This is a genomic window from Streptomyces sp. NPDC018947 (assembly GCF_044390505.1).
In the GTDB taxonomy this organism is placed as follows: domain Bacteria; phylum Actinomycetota; class Actinomycetes; order Streptomycetales; family Streptomycetaceae; genus Streptomyces.
Genome location: NZ_JBIRZD010000021.1, coordinates 5,768 through 32,037 on the forward strand (window position 1 = coordinate 5,768; position 26,270 = coordinate 32,037).

Below are 26,270 nucleotides of genomic sequence, written 5' to 3' on the forward strand. Positions count from 1 at the left end.
TCAGTCTTCGAACGTGTCGAGGGCGATGCGGACCAGATCGTCGGCATCCATGGCGTCGATCTCCGCCGGCCGCTGCCGCGGCCCGGACGGCGGACGGTCGTCGCCGCGGGCGAGCCGCAGCAGCGGGCCGGTGAGACCGGCCTCGCGGAGGGTCCGGAACGGGATGGCGGCCAGCATCCGGCGGAAGTCGGCCTCGGTGAGGTCGTCCTCGGACGCGTCCGCGCCACCGGTGGCGGGTGCCGCCCTCCCGGCGGTGACCTGCCGGTCGAGGTGCTCGGCGAGCAGCCGCGGTGTGGGGTGGTCGAAGACCAGGGTGGGCCGCAGCGACACCCCGGTGGCGGCGTTGAGCCGGTTGCGCAGCTCGATGCCGGTCAGCGAGTCGAACCCCAGGTCCTTGAAGGCGCGTTCGTCCTCCACCGTCTCCCCGGAGGCGTGCCCCAGGGCGGCGGCGGCGTGCTCGCGGACCAGGCCGAGGAGCACCCGGCGCCGCTCGTCGTCCGGCAGCGCGGCCAGCCGGCCGCGGGCCTCGGCGGGTCCGACGGCCGCCGCGCCGCGCGCCCTGGGGATGCGCTCGGGTGCGGCCGGTCCGGCCAGCAGCGGATGGGTGGGGCGGCGCCTCGGGTCCAGTCGGAGCAGCACCAGATGGGGCCGGTCCGCCCGTTCTCCGGCCCGGTCCCACAGGCGCAGGCCGGCCTCGGTGCTCAGCGGCACCATTCCGGAGGCGGTGATACGTGCCAGATCGCCCTCGGTGAGGTGCCCGCTGATCCCGCTGCGCCGGGCCCACAGGCCCCAGGAGTGCGACTGCGCGGGCAGGCCACGGGCGCGGCGGTGTTCGGCGAGCGCGTCGAGGAACGTGTTCGCGGCGGCGTAGTTGCCCTGGCCGGGTGCGCCGAGAACGCCCGCGGCCGAGGAGAACAGGGTGAACATCGCCAGGTCGGCGCCGCGGGTCAGCTCGTGCAGGTGCCAGGCCGAGTCCGCCTTGGCGGCGAGCACCGCGGCGAGCCGCTGCGGGGTGAGCGACCCGATGACCGCGTCGTCGGTCACCCCGGCGGCGTGCAGCACACCGGTCAGCGGGTGGTCCGGGTCGACGCCGTCGAGGAGGGCGGCGACCTCGGCCCGGCGCGACATGTCGCAGGCCACGACGCGTGCTTCGGCGCCCGACCGTCGCAGCTCGTCGACCAGTTCACGGGCCCCCGGCGCCGCCGGTCCCCGGCGGCCGGTCAGCAGCAGGTGCCGTACGCCGTACTCGGCGACCAGGTGCCGGGCCAGGAGCGCCCCGAGGGTGCCGGTGCCGCCGGTGACGAGCACGGTGCCCGCCGGGTCGAGCGGCGCGGGAACGGTCAGGACCAGTTTGCCGGTGTGCTTGGCCTGGCCGAGGTGGCGGAACGCGGCCGGGGCCTCGCGGACGTCCCAGGTCGTGATCGGCAGCAGGTCCAGCGCGCCCCGCCGGAGCAGGGCGAGGATCTCCGACAGCATGGCGCCGATGCGTTCCGGCTCCGGGTCGGCCAGGTCGAACGTCCGGTACGTCACCCCGGCCGGGACCTCGTCCCCGGTACGGACGTCGGTCTTGCCCATCTCGACGAACCGTCCGCCGCGCGGCAGCAGTGCGAGCGAGGCGTCCACGAACTCACCGGCCAGCGAGTTCAGTACGACATCGACGCCGCGCCCCTCGGTCCGCGCGGCGAACCGGGCGCGGAAGCCGAGGTCGCGGGAGGAGGCCATGTGGTCCTCGGCCACGCCGAGCGCCCGCAGGGTGCCCCACTTGGCGGGGTGGGCCGTGGCGAACACCTCGGCGCCGAGGTGCCGTGCGAGCTGGATCGCCGCCATGCCCACGCCGCCCGCGCCCGCGTGGATCAGCACCCGTTCGCCGGGGCGCAGATCCGCCAGGTCGCGCAGCGCGTACCAGGCGGTCAGGAACACGATCGGCACCGAGGCCGCCTCCGTGAACGACCACTCCTCCGGCACGGCGGCGAGCCTCCGGGCGTCCGTCACGGCGCTCGGCCCGAAGCACTCCGGCATGAGGCCGAACACCCGGTCGCCGACGGCCGGCCAGGTCACGTCCGGGCCCACCTCGGTCACCACGCCGGCGCCCTCCGCGCCCAGCGCGGCGCGTCCCGGGTACATCCCGAGAGCGACCATCACGTCGCGGAAGTTCAGACCGGCGGCGCGCACCGCCACCCGCACCTGCCCCGGCGCGAGCGCTTCCGGAGCGGCCCGGTCGGCGGCCAGGCGCAGCCCGTCGAACGTCTGCCCACCGGGAACCAGCCGCCAGTCCGCGCCCTCCGGGACGGGCAGCACGTCGTCCTCCAGCCGCACCAGCCGCGGGGCCAGCAACGTGCCCTTGCGGAGGGCCACTTGCTCACGTCCCGCTGCGTGGACCACGGACGGCAGAGCTCCGACAGATACGTCGGCGGTGTCGGTGTCGAGCAGGTGGATCCGGCCGGGGTTCTCCGCGACGGCCGACCTCGCCAGGCCCCAGACCGCCGCGACGGCCGGGTCCGCGTTCCGGTCGCCGGGGCCGGTGACGACCGCGCCCGTGGTCCTGATCAACATCCGGGCGTCCGCGAGCGCGGGCGCGGCAAGGAACCCCTGTACCTGGAGGAGCAGCCACTCCGCCGCGGCGTGAGCCCGCTCCGGCACCGACCCGGCGGCGCCGTCCGGCAGGTCCAGCACCACCCAGGCGGGAGGAGTCGCGCCGTCGTCCACGGCGCGCACCACGTCCGCCACGCCGGCGTGGTGGCCCGCCGACACCAGGGCGTAGTCCCCGGGAGCGGACGGCAGCCCGTCCGGGACGACGGCGACCTGGTCCCAGCGCATCCGCAGCGGGACGTCCCGCGCCGGACCGAGTGACGCTTCGCCGACCGGCCGGAAGGCGAGGGAATCGACGGTGACGACGGGGCGTCCGGTCGGGTCGACGGCCTCGACGGTGACGCCGTCGGCGCCGCGACGCAGCCGGGCGTGCAGCGTCCGCGCACCGGTGGCATGCACGGTGACGCCGGTGAACGCGAACGGAAGCCCGCCCTCACCCGTGCCGTCGGCGGCGGCGAGGGCGTGCAGCGCGGCGTCGAGCAGGGCCGGGTGCAGCGCGAAGCCGGAAGGGTCGTCCGGCAGCACGACCTCGGCGTAGACGTCCTCGCCGTCCACCCAGACCTGCTTCAGCCCCTGGAAGACCGGACCGTAGTCGAACCCGGCGTCCGCCAGCCCCGCGTAGACCTCCTCCGCCGGGACCGGCTCAGCCGCCGGCGGCCAGACCCAGGCCGCCTCGGGGACGTGCTCGGCCGCGGTGAGCGCGCCGGTCGCGTGCCGGGTCCAGTCACCGTCCCCGGTGTCCGGGCGGGAGTGGACGGTGACCGTCCGCTGCCCTTGCTCGTCGGGGTCGTCCACCGCCACCTGGACCGTCACACCCGGACCGTCCTCGGGCAGCACCAGCGGCGCGTGCAGAGTCAGCTCCCGCACCCGCGGGGTGTCCACCTGCTGACCGGCGTGCACCGCCAGGTCGACGAACGCCGTCCCCGGCAGCACGACCACACCGGACACGGCATGGTCGGCGATCCAGGGCTGCGTGGGGACCGACAGCCGGCCCGTGAGCACCACACCGCCGTCGGCGAGCGACACCTGCGCGCCCAGCAGCCGGTGACCCGCGACCGCCAGCCCCGCCCCGCTGAGCGACCCCGGGGAGGCTCCCGCGGAACCCGCCGCCCAGTAGCGGCGGCGCTGGAAGGCGTACGTCGGCACCTCCACCGGCTCTCGCGTGGGAGGAACCCAGCGGTCCCAGTCCACCTCGACACCGTGCACGTGAAGCCGGGCCAGACCGGTCAGCAGGCCGGTGACCTGGTCACGGTCACGCCGCATGAAGCTCGCCACCGCCTCGCCCTCACGCTCCGCCATGGCCGCGGAGAGGGCAGGCTGCGGGCCGACCTCCGCCCAGACTCGCGCGCCCAACTCCCTGACGGTGTCCACCGCGTCGGCGAAACGCACGGGCTTCCGTACGTGCTCCACCCAGTACTCGGCGCTACCGAAGTCTGTGTCGGCAAGGTCCCCACTCACCGTCGAGACGATCGGGATCTCCGCAGGACCGAAGGAGAGGTCGGCGAGGGCGGCGGAGAAGTCGTCCAGCATCGGATCCATGAGAGGGGTGTGGAAAGCATGGCTCACCGGCAGCCACCGCGTCCGCACCCCCTCGGCATCCAGCTTCCCGACCACCCCGCGCACCGCGTCCGCCTCACCGGCCAACACCACCGACTCCGGCGCGTTCACCGCGGCCACCCACACACCGGCGAGCCCAGCGATCCGCTCCTCGACCTGCTCCACGCGGGCGGCCACCGAGACCATCACCCCGTCACCCGCGAGCCCCTGCATCAACGTGCCGCGCACACAAACCAACCGCACCGCGTCACGCAAGCTCAGAACACCCGAGGCGACAGCAGCACTGATCTCACCGACCGAATGCCCCACCAGCACATCCGCCCGGACACCACTCTCAGCCAGGACCCGCCAGAGCCCCACCTCCAGCGCCACCAACCCCACCTGGGCAAACACCGTCCGATCGAGCAGATCACCCCGACCGCCCTCACCGAACAACACCGGACGCAGAGGCTCCGGCAACAACTCATCGGCGACTGCACAGACTTCGTCCACCACACCGGCGAACGAAGCGAACCGCTCGTAGAGCTGCGCGCCCATTCCCGCGAACTGGGACCCCTGCCCGGTGAACAACACCGCCGTCTTCCCCACCACCGGCGACCCCGTCACCAGCCCCTCAGACGAGACGCCCTCGGCCAGCGCATCAAGCCCCCGGACCAGCTCCGCGACATCCGCACCCACGACCACCGCACGGTCCTCCAACACCGCACGATTCAGCAAGGTCGCAGCCACACCCGCGACATCCACGTCCCCACGGCCACGCACGAACTCCGCAAGCCGCGCCGCCTGACCGCGCAGACCCGCCGCCCCCCGCGCCGACACCACCCACGGCACCGGACCCAACACCTGGACCGGTGAGAGGTCAACGGCCTCCACCGCAGGCGGCTCCTCCAGGATCACGTGCGCGTTCGTACCGCTCACCCCGAACGAGGACACGCCCGCCCGTCGCGGACGAGCACCACCCGACCAGACCACCGGCTCCGTCAGCAGTCGCACGTCACCGGCGGACCAGTCGACGTGCGGCGACGGCTCGTCCACGTGCAGGGTGCCGGGGAGCTGTCCGTGCCGCATCGCCATCACCATCTTGATCACACCAGCCACGCCCGCGGCGGCCTGCGTGTGCCCGATGTTCGACTTCACCGAGCCCAGCCAGAGCGGGCGATCCTCCGGCCGCTCCTGCCCGTACGTCGCCAGCAGCGCCTGCGCCTCGATCGGGTCGCCCAAAGTCGTACCCGTGCCATGCGCCTCGACGACATCCACCTCGCCTGCGCCCAGACCGGCGTTCGCCAACGCCTGACGGATCACCCGCTGCTGCGACGGACCGTTCGGCGCCGTCAGGCCATTCGAGGCACCGTCCTGATTGACCGCCGAACCCCGCACCACGGCCAGCACCCGATGGCCCTGGCGACGAGCGTCCGACAGGCGTTCCAGCAGCAGTACGCCGACGCCCTCGGCCCAGCCCGTGCCGTCCGCCGCGGCCGCGAACGGCTTGCAGCGGCCGTCGGGGGCCAGACCGCGCTGGCGGCTGAACTCCACGAACGCGGCGGGTGTCGACATCACCGTCACACCACCGGCCAGCGCCAGCGAGCACTCACCGGCCCGCAGCGCCTGCGCCGCCAGGTGCATCGCCACCAGCGACGACGAGCACGCCGTGTCCACGGTCACCGCCGGGCCCTCCAGCCCGAACACGTACGCCAGTCGGCCCGAGACCACGCTCGCCGCGTTCCCGGTGAGGAAGTAGCCCTCGCTGCTCGCGTCGCCCGGCAGGGACATGTAGTCCTGCCCGCTGGTGCCCATGAACACGCCGGTGGGGCTGGTGCGCAGCGAATCCGGGGCGATGTGCGCGCGTTCCAGCGCCTCCCAGGTGACCTCCAGGAGCAGCCGCTGCTGCGGGTCCATCGCCAGCGCCTCACGCGGACTGATCCCGAAGAAGCCGGCGTCGAACTCGCCCGCGTCGGCGAGGAAACCGCCCTCGCGGGCGTAGGACGTACCGCTGTGCTCGGGGTCCGGGTCGTACAGCGCGTCCAGGTCCCAGCCACGGTCCTCGGGGAAACCCGAGATCGCGTCGGCACCGGAGGCGACGAGGTCCCACAGCTCCTCCGGAGATTCCACCCGGCCGGGGAAGCGGCAGCTCATCCCGACGATGACGATCGGGTCGTCGCTGTCGGCGGATCGCACCGGACTGTCCTGCGGCTGCCGTGTCCGCAGCCCCAGCAGCGTGTCGCGCAGATGCCCGGCGAGGACGGCGGGATTGGGGTGGTCGAACACGAGGGTCGCGGGCAGCGCCGTACCGGTCGCTACGGCCAGCCGGTCGCGCAGTTGGATCGAGGTGAGCGAGTCGAAGCCGAGGCTGCGGAAGGCGCGGTCCGCGTCGACCTCCTCCGCGTCGGCGTGGCCGAGGACCGCGGCGGCTTCGGCGCGTACGAGGTCCAGCAGCAGTCGCGTGCCGTCGGCCTCCGGCAGGGAGGCCACCCGGCCGCCGAGTTCGCCCGTCACGGGCACGGGCTCGTCGTCGTCCGCCCGGGTGAACTGCCTTGTCGCTTCCGGTAGTTCGGCAAGGAGCGGGCTCGGACGGGCGCCGGTGAAGAGGGGGACGAACCGGTCCCAGTCCACGTCGGCGACGGTGACCTGCGGCTCGTCCCCGGCGACGGCCTGGAGCAGGGCGACGACGGCGCGGTCCGCGTCCATCACGGTGATCCCGCGCCGGCGCAGTTGCTCCGCGGCGTCGCCGACGGTGGCCATGCCGACGCCCGCCCAGGCACCCCACGCCACGGAGGTGGCCGGGAGTCCCTGGGCCCGGCGGTGTTCGGCGAGGGCGTCCAGGTGGGCGTTGGCCGCCGCGTACGCCGCCTGGCCGCCGCTGCCCCAGACGCCCGCGATGGACGAGAAGAGCACGAACGCGTCCAGTTCCGTTCCGGCGAACACCTCGTGCAGTACGGCGGCGCCGGTGGTCTTCGCGGCGAGGGTGTCCGCGATCTCGTCCGGTGTGGTGTCCGCGAGGGAGGCGTGGCGGCTGATCCCGGCGGCGTGCAGCACCGCGCGGATCGTGTGGCCGTCGGCGGACATGCGAGCGACGAGGTCGGTGACCGCGCGACGGTCGGTCACGTCGCACGCGGCGATCGTCACCTTCGATCCCAACTCGGCCACGAGAGAGGCGGCTTCGGGGCTCCCGGCGCCGGATCGGCTGACGAGCACCAGGTGGTCCGCCCCGTTGCGGGCCAGCCGGCGGGCCACGTGCGCGCCGATCCCGCCGGTGCCGCCGGTGATGAGGACCGTTCCACGGGGCTGCCAGCCACCGGTCGTGGAGGCGGCGGCCCGGGTCAGCCTCCGCCCGAGGACGCCGGCGGGCCGGATCGCCACCTGGTCCTCACCCGTGTCTCCGGTGACGACGGCGCAGAGCCGGTCGTACGCGGTGTCGTCGGGCTCGGGGGGCAGATCGGCGAGCCCGCCCCACTGCCGCGGGTGCTCCAGGGCGGCGACCCGGCCGAGGCCCCAGACCTGGGCCTGGGCGGGGTCGGTGACGGTCGCGGTCCGGTCGGCGACGGCCGCACCGCGCGTCACGCACCACAGCCTGGTGCCCGTCCCGGCCCCCGACTCGGCCTTGTGCCCGTGGTCGTGGTCGTGGTCGTGGTCGTGCCCGGTCCCGGTCTCGGTCCCGCTCTCGGTCTCGGTCTCGGCCTCGGTCTCGGTCTCGGTCTCGGTCTCGGCCTCGGTCTCGGTCTCGGTCTCGGTCTCGGTCTCGGTCTCGGTCTCGGTCTCGGCGAGCGTCTGGATCAGCCGTACGGTTCCGGCGAGGCCCGCGGTCAGTTCCGGGCGGTGCGGGTGCGGCCGCCGGTCGAGCGCGAGCAGGGACAGGACTCCGGCCGGCCGGGCGTCCGCCGCGCCCAGTGCGTCGCGCAATGCCGTACCGGCGTCGGTGCCGCCGTCCGGGTCGACGGTGAGCAGATGGGCCCGTGCGCCGCGGCGGGCCAGTGCGGCGAGCACGCCGGCCGTCTCCGCCGCGGCCTGCGGTGCGGGAGGCGCGACGACGATCCAGGCCCCGGCGCGGCGGGGCCGGGGCAGGTCGGTCAGCCGGCGCCAGCCGATCCGGTAGCGCCACTCCTGGACGGCGGATTCGGTGTGACGGCGCTCGCGCCACGCGGCCAGCGCGGGCAGCAGCTCGGGCAGCGCAGCCGTCTCGGCGACGCCCAGCTCACCGGTGAGCGACGCGATGTCCTGCCGGTCCACCGCCGTCCAGAAGCGGGTGTCCGCCGGGTCGGCCGCAGCCACCGGGGCGGGGGCGGCGTCGGGCCAGTATCGCCGCCGGCGGAACGGGTAGGTCGGCAGGGCCACGGGCCGTCCGCCCCAGCCCGACGCGATCTCCGGCCAGTCCAACCGGACGCCTCGTACGTGCAGTTCACCCAGTGCGGCGGTGACGGCGCGCTGCTCCGGCCGGGAGGGGCGCAGCGTCGGCACGAACGCCACCTCGTCCACGGCGTCGGGGAGGCACCCGGCGCCCATCGCGGACAGCACGCCGTCCGGGCCGAGTTCGACGAAGACGGTCACGCCACGGGAGTGCAGCCAGCGGATGCCGTCGTGGAAGCGGACGGTCTCCCGCACGTGCCGCACCCAGTACTCCGGCGCGGTGGCCTCGTCGGCGGTGAGGGCGGTGCCGGTCACGTTGGAGACGACGGGGATCCGTGCGGGGGCGAGGTCCAGCTCGCTCACGAGGTCGCCGAAGGGGGCGAGCATGCCGTCCATCCGGCTGGAGTGGAAGGCGTGGCTGACGTTCAGCCGCCGGTTCTTGATGCCGCGTTCGGCGCATCGCTCGGCGACGTTCCGGACCGCTTCCTCGTCGCCGGAGAGCACGGTGGCGGCGGGTCCGTTCACCGCCGCGACGTCGATGCGGTGCCGGTGGCCGTCGAGCAGCGGCGCCAGGTCGTCGGGTGCCGCGGCCACGGCGAGCATCGCGCCGCCGTCCGGCAGCGCCTGCATGAGGCGGCCCCGGGCGGCGACGAGCCGGGCCGCCTGGGGCAGGGTGAGCACCCCGGCGACGTGTGCGGCGGCCAGTTCGCCGATGGAGTGGCCGAGCAGGTAGTCGGGACGCAGGCCCCATCCCTCCAGCAGCCGGTAGAGCGCCACTTCCACCGCGAACAGGGCGGGTTGGGTGTAGTGGGTCCGGTCCAGCAGATTCGCCTCGGGGGTGCCGGGCTCCGCGTGGAGCACGTCCAGCAGGGGCCGTTCCAGTTCCGGGGCGAAGGCCGCGCAGACCTCGTCCAGGCACGCGGCGAAGGCGGGGTACCGGCCGTACAGCGCGCGGCCCATGCCGGCGCTCTGGCTGCCCTGTCCGGGGAAGAGCACGGCGACCCGGCCCTCGTCGGCCAGGCCGCGCAGGGCGGCAGGCGCGGGGGCGCCGTCGGCCAGCGCGGTGAGTGTGCCGAGCAGCTCGTCCCGGTCCTGGGCCAGGACCACGGCCCGGTGTTCCAGAGCGGCGCGGGAGGTGGCCAGCGCGTGGGCGACGTCGGGCAGCGTCAGGTCCGGGCGGGCCGTGAGGTGCTCGTGGAGCCGGGCGGCCTGGGCGGCCACCGTGGCGTCGTCGCGGGCGGACAGCAGGAACGGCAGCGCCTCCCCGGGCAGCGTGCCCGCAGGCTCTGCCTCCCCGGGGTGCGGCTCGGGCGCGGCGGGTTCGGGGGCTTCCTCGATGACGATGTGCGCGTTGGTGCCGCTCACACCGAACGAGGAGACACCGGCCCGGCGTGGGCGGTCCTCGCGGTCCCACGGCACCGCCTCGGTCAGCAGCGACACCTCGCCGGCCGACCAGTCGACGTGCGGGGACGCCTCCTCTGTGTGCAGGGTCCGCGGCAGCAGCCCGTGCCGCAGCGCGAGCACCATCTTGATCACACCGGCGGCACCCGCGGCGGCCTGGGTGTGGCCGATGTTCGACTTGATCGAGCCGATCCGCAGCGGACGGTCCGCCGGCCGGTCCCCGTACGCGGCGATCAGGGCCTGCGCCTCGATCGGATCGCCCAGCACGGTGCCCGTGCCGTGGGCCTCGACGGCGTCGACGTCCGCGGGCGTCAGCGCGCCGTCGGCCAGCGCCGACCGGATCACTCGCTGCTGCGACGGACCGTTCGGCGCGGTCAGCCCGTTCGACGCGCCGTCCTGGTTGACCGCCGAGCCGCGGACCACGGCGAGAACGGGGTGGCCGTTCCGTCGTGCGTCGGAGAGCCGTTCCAGCAGCAGGACGGCCACGCCCTCGCCCCACGCGGTGCCGTCGGCCCGTGCCGAGAACGGCTTGCAGCGGCCGTCCGGGGCCAGTCCGCGTTGACGGCTGAAGCTGACGAACGCGTCGGGGGTGCTCATGACGGTGACACCGCCGGCCAGGGCGAGCGAGCACTCCCCGCGACGCAGTGCCTGGCCGGCCAGGTGGATGCCGACCAGCGAGGAGGAGCAGGCGGTGTCCACGGTCACGGCGGGGCCTTCCAGCCCGAGCGTGTACGCCACCCGCCCGGACAGGACACTCGCCGCGTTTCCGGTGGCGGCGAAGTCCTCGCCGTCCGGGACCCCGGTGAGCAGGCCCGCGTACTCCTGGCCGTTCGTTCCGGCGAAGACCCCGGTGCGGCTGCCGCGCAGCGACGACGGGTCGATCCCCGCGCGTTCGAGCACCTCCCACGACGTTTCGAGGAGCAGCCGCTGCTGCGGGTCCATCGCCAGCGCCTCCCGCGGACTGATCCCGAAGAAGCCGGCGTCGAACTGGGCCACGTCCGACAGGAATCCGCCGTGCCGGACGTACGAGGTGCCCGGACGGTCCGTGTCGGGGGCGTACAGCCGGGGGAGGTCCCAGCCGCGGTCGGTGGGGAACTCGCTCATCGCGTCGACGCCGTCCACGAGCAGCGTCCACAGATCCTCGGGCGAGCGCACCCCGCCGGGCAGCCGGCAGGCGGCCGCGACGATCGCGATGGGCTCGTCGGCGTCCGGGGCGGTCGCCGCCCGCGCGGCCCCGTCCACCTGCGCCTGCGGTTCACCGGCGGCCCCGCCCACTCCGGCGTCGAGGTACGCGGTCAGCCGGCCGACGGTGGGATGGTCGAAGACCAGGGTGGCCGGCAGCGACAGGCCGGTGGCGACGGTGAGCCGGTTGCGCAGGTCGAGACCGGTCAGCGAGTCGAAGCCCAGCTCCCGGAAGGGGCGCTCGGATCCGACGGCGGTCGGATCGACGTGTCCAAGGACCGCCGCGACCTGGTCGCGGACGAGGTCGAGGAGGGCCGCGTGCCGTTCGGAGCCGGGCAGGGCGGCCAGCCGCCGCGCCGTCTCCGGCAGGACGGGACCCGTGCCGTCGGAGGGGGACGCGCCGTCCCGGGTGAGGGCGCCGCGTGCGTCGGGCAGGTCGGCGAGGAGCATGCTGGGCCGTGCGGCGGTGAACGCGGGCGTGAACCGGGACCAGTCGACGTCCGCCAGCAGCACGGTGGACTCGCCGGTGCCCAGCGCGCGTTCCAGCGCGGCGAGCGCGAGTTCGGGGGCCATCGGCCGGACACCGGTACGCCGTAGCCGCTGCACGGTGGCCGCGGAGCGCGCGGCCATGCCGTCACCGGCCCAGGCCCCCCAGGCGATCGCGGTGGCGGGAAGCCCGGCGGCCCGGCGCTGCTCGGCGAGCGCGTCCAGCACGGCGTTGGCTGCGGCGTAGTTGCCCTGCCCGGCGCTGCCGAGCACCCCGCCGAACGCGGAGAACAGCACCAAGGAGACCGGGGACAGGTCACGCGTCAGCTCGTCCAGGTACCGCGCGGAGGTCGCCTTGGCGTCCAGCACCGAGGACAGCCGCTCGGGGGTCAGCGCCGACAGCGGGGCGTCGTCCAGCACGGCGGCGGCGTGCACCACCGTGGTCAGGGGGTACGCGGCGGGCACGGCGGCGAGCGCCTCGGCCAGTTCGGCGCGGCGGCTGATGTCGCAGGCGCGGAGGGTGACCCGGGTGCCGTGCGCCTCCAGGTCCCGCCGGAGGCGGTCGGCGCCGGGGGCGTCCGGGCCCTGCCGGCTGAGCAGCACGATGTGCTCGGCGCCGCGCTCGGCCAGCCGGCGGGCCACGTGCCCGCCGAGGGCACCGGTGCCGCCGGTGATCAGGGTGCTGCCGCCCGGTGACCACGCCGCCTCGCCGTGCGCGGGGGTCGTGGCGCGGCGCAGACGGCAGGCGAGCATCCTGGTCGCGCGGACGGCGACCTGGTCCTCACCGGTGGCGCGGGCCAGCACCGCACCGAGGCGCTGGTACGCCGAGGCGCCCGGGTCGGCGGGCAGGTCGATCAGCCCGCCCCAGCGGTCGGGGTGTTCCAGGGCCGCGGCCCGGCCCAGACCCCAGATCGCGGCGGCCTCGGGAACGCGTACCGGATCGTCGCCGTCGGTGCCGACCGCGCCGCTGGTGAGGCACCACAGCGGCGCGTTCACCCCGACGTCGCCAAGCGCCTGCACCAGCGCCAGGGTGTCGGCCGTCACGGTCCAGTCCCCGGGTGCGGCTCCGTCGGTGAGGGCCAGGGCGGACAGCACACCGGAGAGGGACGAGGTGTTCGTGGAGACCTCACGCAACCGGTCGGCGAGCGCGTCCCGCCCGATGCCCGGCTCGACGGTCAGGACCTCCGCCCCGGCCCCGCAGCTCTGGACCATGGCGGCCAGCGGTTCCGGCGCACCGTCGTCATGACCGACGACCAGCCAGGTGCCGGTGAGGGTCGCGGGGGTCGAGGTATCCGGTAGGGGCTTCCAGGTGACGTGATAACGCCAGCCGGCGAGGGTCTGCCGCTCCTGATGACCACGCCGCCAGGCCGCCAGTGCCGGGAGGACGGCGTCGGAGGCCGTGTCGTCGTCCAGCCCCAGGGCTTGCAGGTCGTTGCGCTCCACCGCCTCCCAGAACTCCGCCGTAACGGGATCGGCGACCGGCCCTGTTACGGGTGACGCGGGCGCCTCCAGCCAGTAACGGCGCCGCTGGAAGGCGTACGTCGGCACCTCCACCGGCTCTCGCGTGGGAGGAACCCAACGGTCCCAGTCCACCTCGACACCGTGCACGTGGAGGCGGGCCAGTCCGGTCAGCAGGCCGGTGACCTGGTCACGGTCACGCCGCATGAAGCTCGCCACCGCCTCGCCCTCACGCTCGCCCATCGCGGCGGAGAGGGCAGGCTGTGGGCCGACCTCCGCCCAGATCCGCGCACCCAACTCCCGCGCCTTGTCCACCGCGTCGGCGAAACGCACGGGCTTCCGTACGTGCTCCACCCAGTACTCGGCACTACCGAAGTCTGTGTCGGCAAGGTCCCCACTCACCGTCGAGACGATCGGGATACGGGGCTCAGCAACCTCCACACCCGCGATCGCAGCAGCGAAGTCCTCCAACATCGGATCCATGAGAGGGGTGTGGAAAGCGTGACTCACCGGCAGCCACCGCGTCCGCACCCCCTCGGCGTCCAGCTTCCCGACCAGGCCGCGCACCGCGTCCGCCTCACCGGCCAGCACCACCGACTCCGGCGCGTTCACCGCAGCCACCCACACACCCGCAAGGCCCTCGATCCGCTCCCGGATCTCCTCCCCAGGGGCGGCCACCGAGACCATCACCCCGTCACCCGCGAGCCCCTGCATCAACGTGCCGCGCACACACGCCAACCGAACGGCATCGCTCAAGCTCAGAACACCCGAGGCGACAGCAGCACTGATCTCACCGACCGAATGCCCCACCAGCACATCCGCCCGGACACCACTCTCAGCCAGGACCCGCCAGAGCCCCACCTCCAGCGCCACCAACCCCACCTGAGCAAACACCGTCCGGTCGAGCAGACCGCCCCGACCGCCCTCACCGAACAACACCGGACGCAGCGGTTCGGGTAACAACTCATCGGCGACTGCACAGACTTCGTCCACCACACCGGCGAACGACACGAACCGCTCGTAGAGCTGCGCGCCCATCCCCGCGAACTGGGAACCCTGCCCGGTGAACAACACCGCCGTCTTCCCCACCACCGGCGACCCCGTCACCAGCCCCTCAGCCGAGACGCCCTCGGCCAGCGCATCAAGCCCCGCAGTCAGCCCCTCCGCACCGGAGCCCACCATCACGGCGCGTGCGTCCAGCCGAGCCCGGCGCACCAGCCCCGCAGCCGCTCCGGCAAGCCAGTCACCGTCAACGGCACCGGCCGCCTGCCGCTCGCGTACAAAGCCCGCCAGTCGCGCAGCCTGCCCCCGCAGACCGGCATCACCCCGGCCCGACACCAACCACGGCACCGGACCCGGCACCTCCACCGGTGAGAGGTCAACGACCTCCACCGCAGGCGGCTCCTCCAGGATCACGTGCGCGTTCGTACCGCTCACGCCGAACGAGGAGACCCCCGCCCGACGCACCCGCCCCTCACCCGGCCACGCCACCGGCTCCGTCAGCAGACGCACCTCACCCACGGACCAGTCCACGTGCGGCGACGGCTCATCGACATGCAGGGTCACGGGTAGCTGCCCGTGCCGCATGGCCATCACCATCTTGATGACCCCGGCCACGCCCGCGGCGGCCTGGGTGTGCCCGATGTTCGACTTCACCGAGCCCAGCCACAGCGGACGGTCCTCCGGCCGGTCCTGCCCGTACGTCGCCAGCAGCGCCTGCGCCTCGATCGGGTCACCCAAAGTCGTACCCGTGCCATGCGCCTCGACGACATCCACCTCACCGGCGCCCAGACCGGCGTTCGCCAACGCCTGACGGATCACCCGCTGCTGCGACGGACCGTTCGGCGCCGTCAGACCGTTCGACGCACCGTCCTGATTGACCGCCGAACCCCGCACCACGGCCAGCACCCGATGACCATTGGCCACCGCATCGGACAACTTCTCCAGCAGCACCAGACCGACGCCCTCACCCCAGCCCGTGCCGTCCGCCGCAGCCGCGAACGCCTTGCACCGCCCGTCGGGAGCCAAACCCCGCTGTCGGCTGAACTCCACGAACGTCCGGGGCGTCGACATCACGGACACCCCGCCGGCCAGCGCCATGGAGCACTCACCCGAGCGCAGCGCCTGCGCGGCCATGTGCAGCGCCACCAGCGACGACGAGCACGCCGTGTCCACCGTCACCGCCGGGCCCTCCAGCCCGAACGCGTAGGCCACCCGGCCCGACGCCACGCTCGCCGCGTTCCCGGTCAGGGCGTAGCCCTCGATCTCCTCCGGGACGACGGGGAACCGTTGGGCGTAGTCCTGTCCATTGGTGCCGACGAACACGCCGACCCGGCTGCCGGCCAGACCGTGCGGGTCGAGGCCGGCGCGTTCGAAGAGCTGCCACGACGTCTCCAGCAGCAGCCGCTGTTGCGGGTCCATCGCCAGCGCCTCGCGCGGGCTGATGCCGAACAACTCGGCGTCGAAGTCGCCCGCGTCGGGGAGGAAACCGCCCTCACGGACGTACGACGTGCCGCTCCGCTCGGGGTCGGGGTCGTACAGCGCATCGAGGTCCCAGCCACGGTCCGTCGGGAAGTCCGCGACGGCGTCGCCGCCGGCGGCGATCAGGTCCCACAGGTCCTCGGGCGACTCCACGCCACCGGGGAACCGGCAGCTCATGGCCACGATCGCCAGGGGTTCGCGGCCGCGCGCCTCGGCCTCGCGCAACTGCCGTCGTGTCTGGCGCAGTTCCGATGTGGCGCGCTTGAGGTAGTCAAGGAGCTTCGCGTCCTCGGTCACCGTGCAGTGCCTCCCTGCGGCCCGGAGGGTGCCTCCGAGTCGTCGAATTCCTGATCGAGAATCGCGAACACCTCGTCCGCGGTGGCGGCCTCGATGTCGCTGTCGTCGTCGGTTTCCGGTTCCTGTGGCCGGTCCCGTTGCTCCGCGGTGCCGGTCAGTACGGCCACGAGCCCCTGGAGCCGGGCGACCAGCCTGTCGCGGACCACCTCGTCGGCCTCCAGGGACGACAGGGTGGTGTGCAGTTCGGCGAGGTGTGCGAACACCGGGTCGGTGGCGGCGGAGCCGAGCACCTCGGTGCGCAGGTGGGTGGCGAGGGCCCGCGGGGTGGGGTAGTCGAAGACCAGCGACGGCGACAGCCTGTGCCCGATGGCGGTGGCCAGCCGGTTGCGCAGTTCCACGGCGGTCAGCGAGTCGAAGCCGAGTTCCTTGAACGCGCGGTCCGGGTCGACGTGTTCGGCGTCGGCGTGGGTGAGTACGTCGGCGACCGTGCGCCGGACCAGGGTGAGTACGGCTTCCTCGCGTTCTGGCTCCGGCAGACCGGCCAGTCGCCGTGCGAACGGCTCGGTTTCCGGGCCGTCTCCGGCGGCAGGTCGCGGGGCGGCGCCGTTCGTCTCCCACAGCACGGCGGGCGGATCCGCGGCGGCCCGGCGGGTCGTGTCGACGCCTGCGACGGTGAGCGGCAGGTCGGCCGACAGGGCGGCGTCGAACAGTGCGAGCCCCTCGGCGCTGGACATCTCGGCGGTCCCCTCGCGGAGGATGCGGCGCACGTCCTTCTCGCCCAAGTGCTCCGTCATCGAGCTGCGTTCCGCCCACAGCCCCCAGGCGACCGAGGTGGCGGGCAGGCCCTCTGCCCGGCGTCGGTGGGCCAGTCCGTCGAGGAACGCGTTCGCCGCGGCGTAGTTGCCCTGTCCGGCGGAGCCGAGCGTGGACGCCGCCGAGGAGAACAGCACGAAGGTCCGCAGGGCGGTCTGGTCGCGGGTCAGCTCGTGCAGATGCCACGCGGCGTCGGCCTTGGGGCGGAACACGGTGGTGATCCGGTCGCGGGTCAGCGAGGTGACCGTCCCGTCGTCGAGCACCCCGGCCGCGTGGATCACCGCGGTGAGCGGATGTTCCTCGGGCACCGTCCCGAGCACCGCGGCCAGCGCGTCGCGGTCGCCGACGTCGCAGCTCTCCACGGTCACGTCCGCCCCGGCATCGGTCAGTTCGGCGACCAGCTCGGGCATGCCCGGCGCGGTGGCGCCCCGGCGGCCGAGGAGCAGCAGCCGACGGACCCGGTGCTCGCGGACCAGGTGCCGCGCCACCAGACCGCCGAGGGTGCCGGTGGCCCCGGTGACGAGCACGGTTCCGGAGTTGTCGAGCAGCGGTGCCTCGTCGGCCTTCCGGCGTGGGACGGGGCGCAGCCGGGGGACGGACAGCGCACCGGACCTCAGCGCCGCCTGGGGCTGTCCGGCGGCCAGCACGGCGGGCAGCGCGCGCACCGACTCCTCGCGCTCGTCGATGTCCACCACGACCAGTCGGCCCGGGTGTTCGGCCTGCACCGACCGGGCGAGGCCCCAGACGGCGGCACCGGTCAGGTCCGCCACGTCACCGCCGTCGGTGGCCACCGCGGACCGGGTCAGCAGCACCAGGCGGCCGGCGGCGAACCGTTCGTCCGCCAGCCATGCCTGGAGGGTCTTCAGGAGGCGGGTCACCGCCGTGTGCGTCTCGCCCGGCGTGGGCGCACCGGCAGGCCCGACCGGGACGAGGACGGTCTCCGTTCCGGTCGCCTCGGCCGGCTCCGCGTACCGGCGGACGTCGGCGCCCTGGCGACGCAGTGTCTCGAACAGGTGGTCCTCTCCCCCGCCCACCACGGCGTAACGGCCGGGTGCGGAGGGCTGGGAGGGCACTGCGCGTGCTTCCCAGACCAGGCGGTGCAGGGGCCGGAGCGTTCCCTGCCGCCAGGCGCGCGCCTGCGCGGCGGTCGGCGGCCGCAGGGTCAGCTCGCCCACGCCGGCCACCGGCGCGCCGTCGGTGCCCGCCAGGCGCAGGGCCAGCGTGTCGGGGCCGGTCGGGGTCACCCGGACGCGGATGTCTCCGGTGAAGCCGGGATGCTCTTCCACGAGGTCGCGCCAGCGGGTGGCCAGCCGTGGCTCGGAGGTGGCGTCCATCGTCGTCGCGCCGACGGCTTGCAGCAGGGCGTGTGTGAACCGGGCGGTGGCAAGCTCCTCCCCCGCCGGTATCCGCCCTTCCGCCAGCACGTCGTCGCCGGTCCGCCAGAGCCGCCCCAGCCGGGCGAGAACATCCTCGGTGTCGTATCCACCCTCGGTGAGGGCCCGGCGTACGGCGTCCTCGGCCATCGGTTCCGCGTCGGCCGGGGGCCAGGGCGTGCGTGCGGGTGCCGGCCGGTCGCCCGGGTGCGGGGCGAGGAGACCGGTGGCGTGGCCGCGCCAGTCGGCGTCCGTGTCGTCGGCCGGCCGGGAGTAGAGGTCCACCTGCCGGCTTCCCTCGTCGTCCGGTCCGCCGACGACCATCTGGACCTGGACCGCCTCGTCCGCCGGGAACGCCAGCGGTGCGGTGATCGTGAGGTCGGCCAGCCGGGGACAGCCCACACTCCGGCCGGCGTGCAGGGCCGTCTCCACGACGACGGCGGGCGGTACGACCACGGACCCGGACGTCATGTACTCCCGCAGCCACCCGTGGGTGTGCGGAGCGAGCCGGCCGAGGAACAGCCGGGCGTCGTCGCCGGGCAGGACGGCCACCGCGTTCAGCAGCGGGTGGTCCGTCGGCGTCAGACCGGCCGGGGTGGCATCCGTCTGCGCCGAGGGGGGCGCGTCCAGCCAGTAGCGCCGCCGCTGGAAGGCGTACGTGGGCAGCGTCACCGGCCGCGCCGCGGGCAGCAGCTCCCGCCACGCCACCGGCACACCGGCCGTCCAGGCAGCGCCCAGGCTGGCGAGGAGCTGTGCCGCCTCCGGCCGGTCCCGGCGCAGCGTGTGCAGCACCCGGCCGTCACTGACCGTCTGCTCCATCGCCAGCGACAGCACCGGGTGCGGGCCGACCTCGACGAAGGCCCGGCACCCCGATTCCTCCAGCCGCCGCACCACGTCGGCGAACAGCACCGGCTCACGGAGGTTCCGGTACCAGTACGCGGCGTCCAGTTCCGCGGCGCCCACGGTCCTGCCGGTGACAGTGGACCACATCGGCACGTCGCCGCCGTGCGAGGACAACCCCTCCAGTCCGGCCCGCAGTTCCTCCGCGATCCGCTCCACCTGGGCGTGGTGCGAGGCGTAGTCCACCTCGATGCGCCGGGCCCGCACTCCCTGCTCGTCCAACTGCGCGCAGAGGGCGGCCACGTCGTCCGGCGGACCGCTCACCACGACCTGTCCGGGCGAGTTCACCGACGCCACCGTGACGCCCGAAGGCAGGTACGCCTCCGCCTTCTCGGGGTCCAGGGCGATCGAGGCCATCGCGCCCCGGCCGGACAGCTCCCGCAGCGCACGCGAACGCAGCGCGACGACCCGGGCACCGTCCTCGACACTCAACCGGCCCGCCACCACCGCGGCCGCGATCTCACCCTGCGAATGACCCACCACCGCGTCCGGCACCACACCCACCGCACGCCAGACCTCCGCCAGCGACACCATCACCGCCCACAACACCGGCTGGACCACATCCACCCGGCCCACCCACGCCTCATCCGAACCGGTCAAAACCTCGACCAACGACCAGTCCACGAACGGCGCCAACGCCCCCTCGCACACAGCCATCCGCTCGGCGAACACCGGCCACGAACCCAACAGTTCACGGCCCATCCCCACCCACTGACCACCCTGACCCGGGAAGACGAAGACGATTCCGGGGTCCGCCGTGGCCGGCGGCGACTGCTCGGCCGCGGCCAGCTCGTCGAGGCCCGCCAGGAGTTCCTCCACGTCCGCGCCGACCACCACGGCCCGCTGCTCCAGAGCGGCCCGTCCGGCCAGCCCCACCGCGACACCCGCGATCCACTCACGGCCGGTCGGGCCCGCGGCCCGCTGTCCCCGCGCGAACTCCGCGAGCCGTGCCGCCTGGCCCCGTACGCCCGCCGCGTCGCGTCCCGACACGACCCACGGCACGGGACCGGGCAGGTCCATCGCGGGCGCTGGGACGGGCGCGACCGCGGGCGCCTCCTCCAGGATCACGTGGGCGTTGGTGCCGCTGACCCCGAACGAGGACACGCCTGCCCGCCGTACCCGCCCCTCACCCGGCCAGGCCACCGGCTCCGTCAGCAGGCGCACGTCCCCCGCGGACCAGTCCACGTGCGGCGACGGCTCGTCCACGTGCAGGGTCACCGGCAGTTGGCCGTGCCGCATGGCCATCACCATCTTGATCACCCCGGCCACGCCCGCAGCCGCCTGCGTGTGCCCGATGTTCGACTTCACCGAGCCCAGCCACAGCGGACGGTCCTCCGGCCGGTCCTGCCCGTACGTGGCCAGCAGCGCCTGCGCCTCGATCGGGTCGCCCAGCGTCGTACCCGTGCCATGCGCCTCGACGGCGTCCACGTCAGCAGCCGACAGACCGGCGTTCGCCAGCGCCTGCCGGATCACCCGCTGCTGCGACGGACCGTTCGGCGCCGTCAGACCGTTCGACGCACCGTCCTGATTGACCGCCGAACCCCGCACCACGGCCAGCACCCGGTGACCGTTGGCCACCGCGTCGGACAACTTCTCCAGCAGCACCAGACCGACGCCCTCGGCGGGACCGAACCCGTCCGCCGCCGCCGAGAACGCCTTGCACCGCCCGTCGGCCGACAGGCCCCGCTGCCGGCTGAACTCCACGAAGGTCTGCGGCGTCGACATCACGGACACGCCGCCGGCCAGCGCCATGGAGCACTCACCGGAGCGCAGCGCCTGCGCGGCCATGTGCAGCGCCACCAGCGACGACGAGCAGGCGGTGTCCACCGTCACCGCCGGGCCCTCGAAGCCGAAGGTGTAGGCCACCCGGCCCGACGCCACGCTGCCCGCGCTGCCGTTGCCGAGATAGCCCTCCAGCTCCGACGGCACCGTGCTCAACCGCGACCCGTAGTCGTGGTACATGAGTCCGGCGAACACACCCGTGCGGCTGCCCCGGAGCCCCGCCGGATCGACGCCGGCGTGCTCCAGCGTCTCCCAGGCCACCTCCAGCAGCAGCCGCTGCTGCGGGTCCGTCGCCAGCGCCTCGCGCGGGCTGATGCCGAAGAACTCGGCGTCGAACTCGGCGGCGTCGTGCAGGAATCCGCCCTGGCGGACGTAGCTGTGGCCGGGGCGTTCCGCGTCGGCGTCGTAGAGCTGCCCGAAGTCCCATCCCCGGTCGGCGGGGAACGGTCCCACGCCGTCCACGCCGTCGGCCACCATGCGCCACAGGTCGTCGGGGGAACCCACGCCGCCGGGGAAACGGCAGCCGATCCCCACGACGGCGATCGGTTCGGCGGTCGCGGCCACCGTGTCGGCCGGGGGCGTCGTGCCGGTGCCGTGCTGTCCGTCGGCCGGGAACAGCAGCTCGTGCAGCAGGCCGGCGACGGCGGCCGGGCTGGGGTGGTCGAACAGCAACGTCACCGGGAGCCTCAGTCCGGTCGCCGTGCCCAGGCGGTTGCGCAGTTCGACCGAGGTGAGGGAGTCGAACCCGGCGTCCTTGAACGACTGGTCCGTGTCGACGTCCGCCGGGGAGGTGTGGCCGAGGACGACCGCGGTGTGGCTGCGGACCAGTTCGAGCAGGACGGTGGCGCGCTCGGTGCCCGGCAGCGCCTCAAGCCGCGCCCGGAGGTCGCCGTCCGGCGCTTCCGTCGTGCCCGGCGAGGCGGCCGCGGCGGTGCGCCGGGAAGGCGCGGCGGCGAGGGCGCGCAGCATCCCGGTCGCGGGCAGCCGGGCCGGGTCGATCTTCACCGGCACGACGTGGGCGTCGTCACCGGCCAGTGCGGCGTCCAGCAGGAGAAGTGCTTCCGCTGTGGGCAGCGAGCGCAGACCGGCCCGCTCCAGCCGGGCCAGGTCGGCGCGGCCGAGGTGGCCGGTCATGCCGCTGGCCTGCGCCCATGGTCCCCAGCCGAGGGAGAGCGCGGGCAGGCCGTCGGCGCGGCGGTGCTGCGCGAGGGCGTCCAGGTAGGCGTTGGCCGCCGCGTAGTTGGCCTGTCCCGGGCCGCCGATCGTGGCCATCACCGAGGAGAACAGGACGAAGGCGTTGAGATCGAGGTGCCGGGTCAGGTCGTGCAGGTGCCAGGCGGCGTCCACCTTCGGGCGCAGGACCGCCCGGGCGTGGTTCTCGTCGAGCGAGGGGAGTGTGGCGTCGGCGAGCAGCCCGGCGGCGTGGAACACCGCGGTCAGCGGGTGCTCGGCCGGGATGCCGGCGAGCAGCGCGGCGAGGGCGTCGCGGTCGGCGGTGTCGCACGCGGCGAGGGTGACGTGGGCGCCCAGGCCGGTGAGTTCGGCGCGCAGGCTCCCGGCTCCGGGCGCGTCGGCCCCCTGCCGGCTGGTCAGCAGCAGCCGGTCCACACCGTGCCGGGTGACCAGGTGCCGGGCGAGCAGCCGGCCGAGGGTGCCGGTGCCGCCGGTGATCAGTACGGTGCCGCCCGGTGCCGGGACGGTGGGCGTACCGCCACCGTCGGCGGGCCGGCGGACGAGTCGAGGCGTACGGATCTCACCGGCGCGCAGCGCCAGTTGGGTCTCCCCGGTGGCGAGCGCGGCGGCCAGCGCCTCGTCGGCCGGGGCCGCGTCGGTGTCGGTGTCGAGCAGCAGGAACCGGCCGGGGTATTCCGCCTGTGCCGACCGGAGCAGGCCCCAGACCGCCGCCGCGGCGAGGTCGTGGGGGCCGTCGGCGGGGCCGGTGCGGACCGCCGAGCGGGTGATCACGGCCAGCGGGACGTCCGTGAACCGCTCGTCGGCCAGCCACGCCTGGAGGAAACCGAGCGTCTCGGTCACCAGGTCGTGCGTCGCGGCCGGTCGCGCCGGTCCCTGTGCCGGTCCGGCGCCGGTCCGCCCGGGGTGGTAGGAGACCAGCGCCGGAACCGGCGTGCCGCCGTCCACCGCGCGGGCCAGCTCGGCGAGCCCGGGGTAGGTGTCGGCGCCCCGGGGGTGGGCGCCGTGCGGCGAGGGGTCGACGACCGCCCGGTCGCGGGCCGGCCGGGGGAGGTCCGGCGCCGCGAGGGTGGTCCAGTCGACCAGGTACAGGTCGTGCCGCGCGGCCGGGGCGGCGAGCTGATCGCCGTCGACGGGGCGCAGCGTCAGCGCGTCCACGTCGGCCACCGGCCCGCCGGCGGGGTCGGTCGCGGTCAGGCGGGTGCCGCCGTCGGGTCGCCGCCGCAGGTGCACGCGCAGCGCCGTCGCGGCGCTCGCCCGCAGCCGCACCCCGGTCCACGAGAAGGGCAGCGCGAGGTGGTCGTCGGCCCACACGAGCGGGTGCAGGGCGGCGTCCAGCAGGGCGGGGTGCAGCCCGTAGGCGGCGGCGTCCGGGGCGAGCGTGCCGTCCAGTTCGACGTCGCAGAACAGGTCGTCGTCGAGCCGCCAGAGCCGGCGCAGGCCGCGGAACGCGGGCCCGTAACCGAAGCCGAGTTCGGCGAGGCGGGCGTAGGCCTCGTCCACCGGGACCGCTTGTGCCCCGGCCGGCGGCCATGAACTCGACGGCTGCGGAAGGGGTTCGCCGGTGGCGGGTGCGAGGGTTCCTCGGGCGTGGCAGACCCACTCGGGCTGATCGCCGCCGGTCGCGGTGTGGATGCTGACCGGCCGTCGGCCGTCGGCGTCCGGGGCTCCGGCGACCACCTGGGTGCGGACGGCGCCGGCGGTGGGCAGCACGAGGGGGGCCTGGAGCACCAGTTCCTCGATGTCCGGGCAGCCGGTCCGGTCGCCGGCCTGGACGGCCAGCTCGACGAAGGCCGTGGCGGGCAGCAGGACGGTGTCCTGGACGGCGTGGTCGGCCAGCCAGGGCTGGGTCTGGAGCGAGAGCGTGCCGGTCAGCGCGACCCCGCCGCTGCCGGCCAGCGGTACGGCCGCGGGCAGCAGCGGGTGCGCGGTCGTGTCCAGGCCGGCCGCGGACACGTCGGGCCCGGTGTCCGGGGGTGTCAGCCAGTGGCGCTGCCGGCGGAAGGGGTAGGTGGGCAGCTCGACGGGGGGTGTGGGGGCCGTCCCGTCGGGTGCGGCGGCCCAGCGGACGGGCGTTCCGGTCACGTGCAGGCGTGCCAGGGAGCGCAGGAAGTCGGCCAGGCCGCCGTCGTCGCGGTGCAGGGTGCCGGTGACGGTCGCGGCCGTGGTTCCGTCGCCGTGGTGTGCGACGGTGTCCTGGAGGCCGGGGGTGAGGACCGGGTGGGGGCTGATCTCGACGAAGTTCCGGTGACCGGCGGCGAGCAGTTCGCCGGTGGCGTCGGCGAAGCGGACGGTATGCCGGAGGTTGCGGAACCAGTAGTCGGCGTCCAGTGTCCGGGTGTCGGTGATCTCGGTGCCGGTGACGGTGGAGTGGAAGGGGATGGCGCTCCGCCGCGGTGTGATCCCGGCGAGCGCGGTGGCGAGCTGTTCCCGGACGGGTTCGACCTGTGCGGAGTGCGAGGCGTAGTCGACGGCGATGCGGCGCGCGGACACCTGCCGTTCGGCGCATGCGGCGAGCAGTTCGGACAGGGCTTCCGGGTCTCCGGCGACGACGACGGCCCTGGGGCCGTTGACGGCTGCCGTCGTCATTTCGCCATGTCCGGCCACGCCGGGGGCGCCTCCGACCGGATCCCGCCGTACGGGCGCCGCCGCACCCCGCTTACGGGCGCGGCACGTTGCGCAGGTTCGAGCGCGCCATCTGCAGCATCCGGCCCACACCGCCGTCCAGGACGATCTTCGAGGCGGACAGGGCGAAGCCGGTGACCATGTCGGCCCTGATCTTCGGCGGGATGGACAGGGCGTTGGGGTCGGTGACCACGTCGACCAGGGCGGGCCCCTTGTGCTTGAAGGCGGCCTTCAGCGCTCCGGCCAGTTCCTTCGGCTTCTCCACCCGGATCCCGAAGGCACCGCACGCCTCGGCGACGGCGGCGAAGTCGGGGTTGCGGTTGGCCACGCCGTACGAGGGCAGGCCCGCCACCAGCATCTCCAACTCCACCATGCCGAGTGAGGAGTTGTTGAACAGGACGACCTTCACCGGGAGGTCCTGCTGGACGAGGGTGAGGAAGTCGCCCATGAGCATGGTGAACCCGCCGTCGCCGGACATGGAGACGACCTGCCGGTGCCGGTCGGTGAACTGGGCGCCGATCGCCATGGGCAGCGCGTTGGCCATCGAGCCGTGCGAGAAGGAACCGATGATGCGGCGGCGGCCGTTGGGCGTGATGTAGCGGGCGGCCCAGACGTTGCACATGCCGGTGTCGACGGTGAACACGGCGTCTTCGTCGGCCACTTCGTCGAGCACCGCGGCCACGTACTCGGGGTGGATCGGGACGTGCTTGTCGACCTTGCGCGTGTAGGCCTTGACGACGCCCTCCAGCGCGTCGGCGTGCTTCTTCAGCATCCGGTCGAGGAAGCGCCGGTTCGTCTTCTCCCGCACCCGGGGGATCAGACAGCGCAGGGTCTCCTTCGCGTCGCCCCACACCGCCAGGTCCAGCTTGGAGCGCCGGCCGAGGTTCTCGGGCCGGACGTCGATCTGGGCGATCCGCACGTCGTCGGGGAGGAAGGCGTTGTACGGGAAGTCGGTGCCGATCAGGAGCAGCAGGTCGCACTCGTGGGTGGCCTCGTAGGCGGCGCCGTAGCCGAGCAGACCGCTCATGCCGACGTCGTACGGGTTGTCGTACTGGATCCACTCCTTGCCGCGCAGCGCGTGCCCCACCGGGGACTTGATCTTCCCGGCGAACTCCATGACCTCGGCGTGCGCGCCGGCCGTGCCGCTGCCGCAGAACAGGGTGACCTTGTCGGCGTCGTCGACCAGCCGCACCAGGCGGTCGATCTCCTCGTCGCCGGGGCGGACGGTGGGCCGGGAGGTGACCAGGGCCGTCTCGGGCGCCTTCTCGGGAGCGGGCTCGCCGGCGATGTCGCCGGGCAGCGCGACGACGCTGACGCCGGAGCGGCCGATCGCGTGCTGGACGGCGGTGTCGAGCAGCCGGGGCATCTGCTTGGCGCTGGAGATCAGTTCGCAGTAGTGGCTGCACTCACGGAACAGTTGTTCGGGGTGGGTCTCCTGGAAGTAGCCGAGGCCGATCTCGCTGGAGGGGATCTGCGAGGCGAGGGCGAGCACGGGGGCCATGGAGCGGTGGGCGTCGTACAGCCCGTTGATGAGGTGGAGGTTGCCGGGGCCGCAGGAGCCGGCGCAGGCCGCCAGCTTCCCGGTGATCTGCGCCTCCGCGCCGGCGGCGAAGGCGGCGGTCTCCTCGTGCCGCACGTGCACCCAGTCGATGCCGGGGTGCCGGCGCACGGCGTCCACGACCGGGTTGAGGCTGTCACCGACGACTCCGTAGAGGCGTTTGACTCCGGCACGGGTGAGGATGTCGACGAACTGTTCCGCGACGTTCTGTTTGGCCATGGGTCCATGGAGGCACA

At 74.1% G+C, this 26,270-nt stretch carries 3 protein-coding genes; all 3 read right to left on the reverse strand.

The features are described from left to right. Genes ACH499_RS31060 through ACH499_RS31070 form a run of 3 tightly spaced genes read right to left on the reverse strand, consistent with a single transcriptional unit; the run spans position 1 to position 26,253 of the window. Entirely contained in the window at positions 1–15,792 is a 15,792-nt protein-coding gene (locus ACH499_RS31060) for a type I polyketide synthase (protein ID WP_399020042.1), read from the reverse strand. Beyond that, complete coding sequence (locus tag ACH499_RS31065) at positions 15,789–24,569, reverse strand: SDR family NAD(P)-dependent oxidoreductase (RefSeq protein ID WP_399020045.1); 8,781 nt, start codon at positions 24,567–24,569, stop codon at positions 15,789–15,791. The genes ACH499_RS31060 and ACH499_RS31065 overlap by 4 nt, the downstream gene beginning before the upstream one ends. Next, positions 24,511–26,253, reverse strand: a complete 1,743-nt coding sequence (locus tag ACH499_RS31070; RefSeq protein WP_399020046.1) for a pyruvate dehydrogenase — start codon at positions 26,251–26,253, stop codon at positions 24,511–24,513. The genes ACH499_RS31065 and ACH499_RS31070 overlap by 59 nt, the downstream gene beginning before the upstream one ends. Positions 26,254–26,270 lie beyond the last annotated feature (17 nt).

Bases quoted from the DNA above. Each gene is read 5' to 3' on its own strand.
- ACH499_RS31070 (WP_399020046.1), bottom strand. From the start codon at position 26,253: ATGGCCAAACAGAACGTCGCGGAACAGTTCGTCGACATCCTCACCCGT.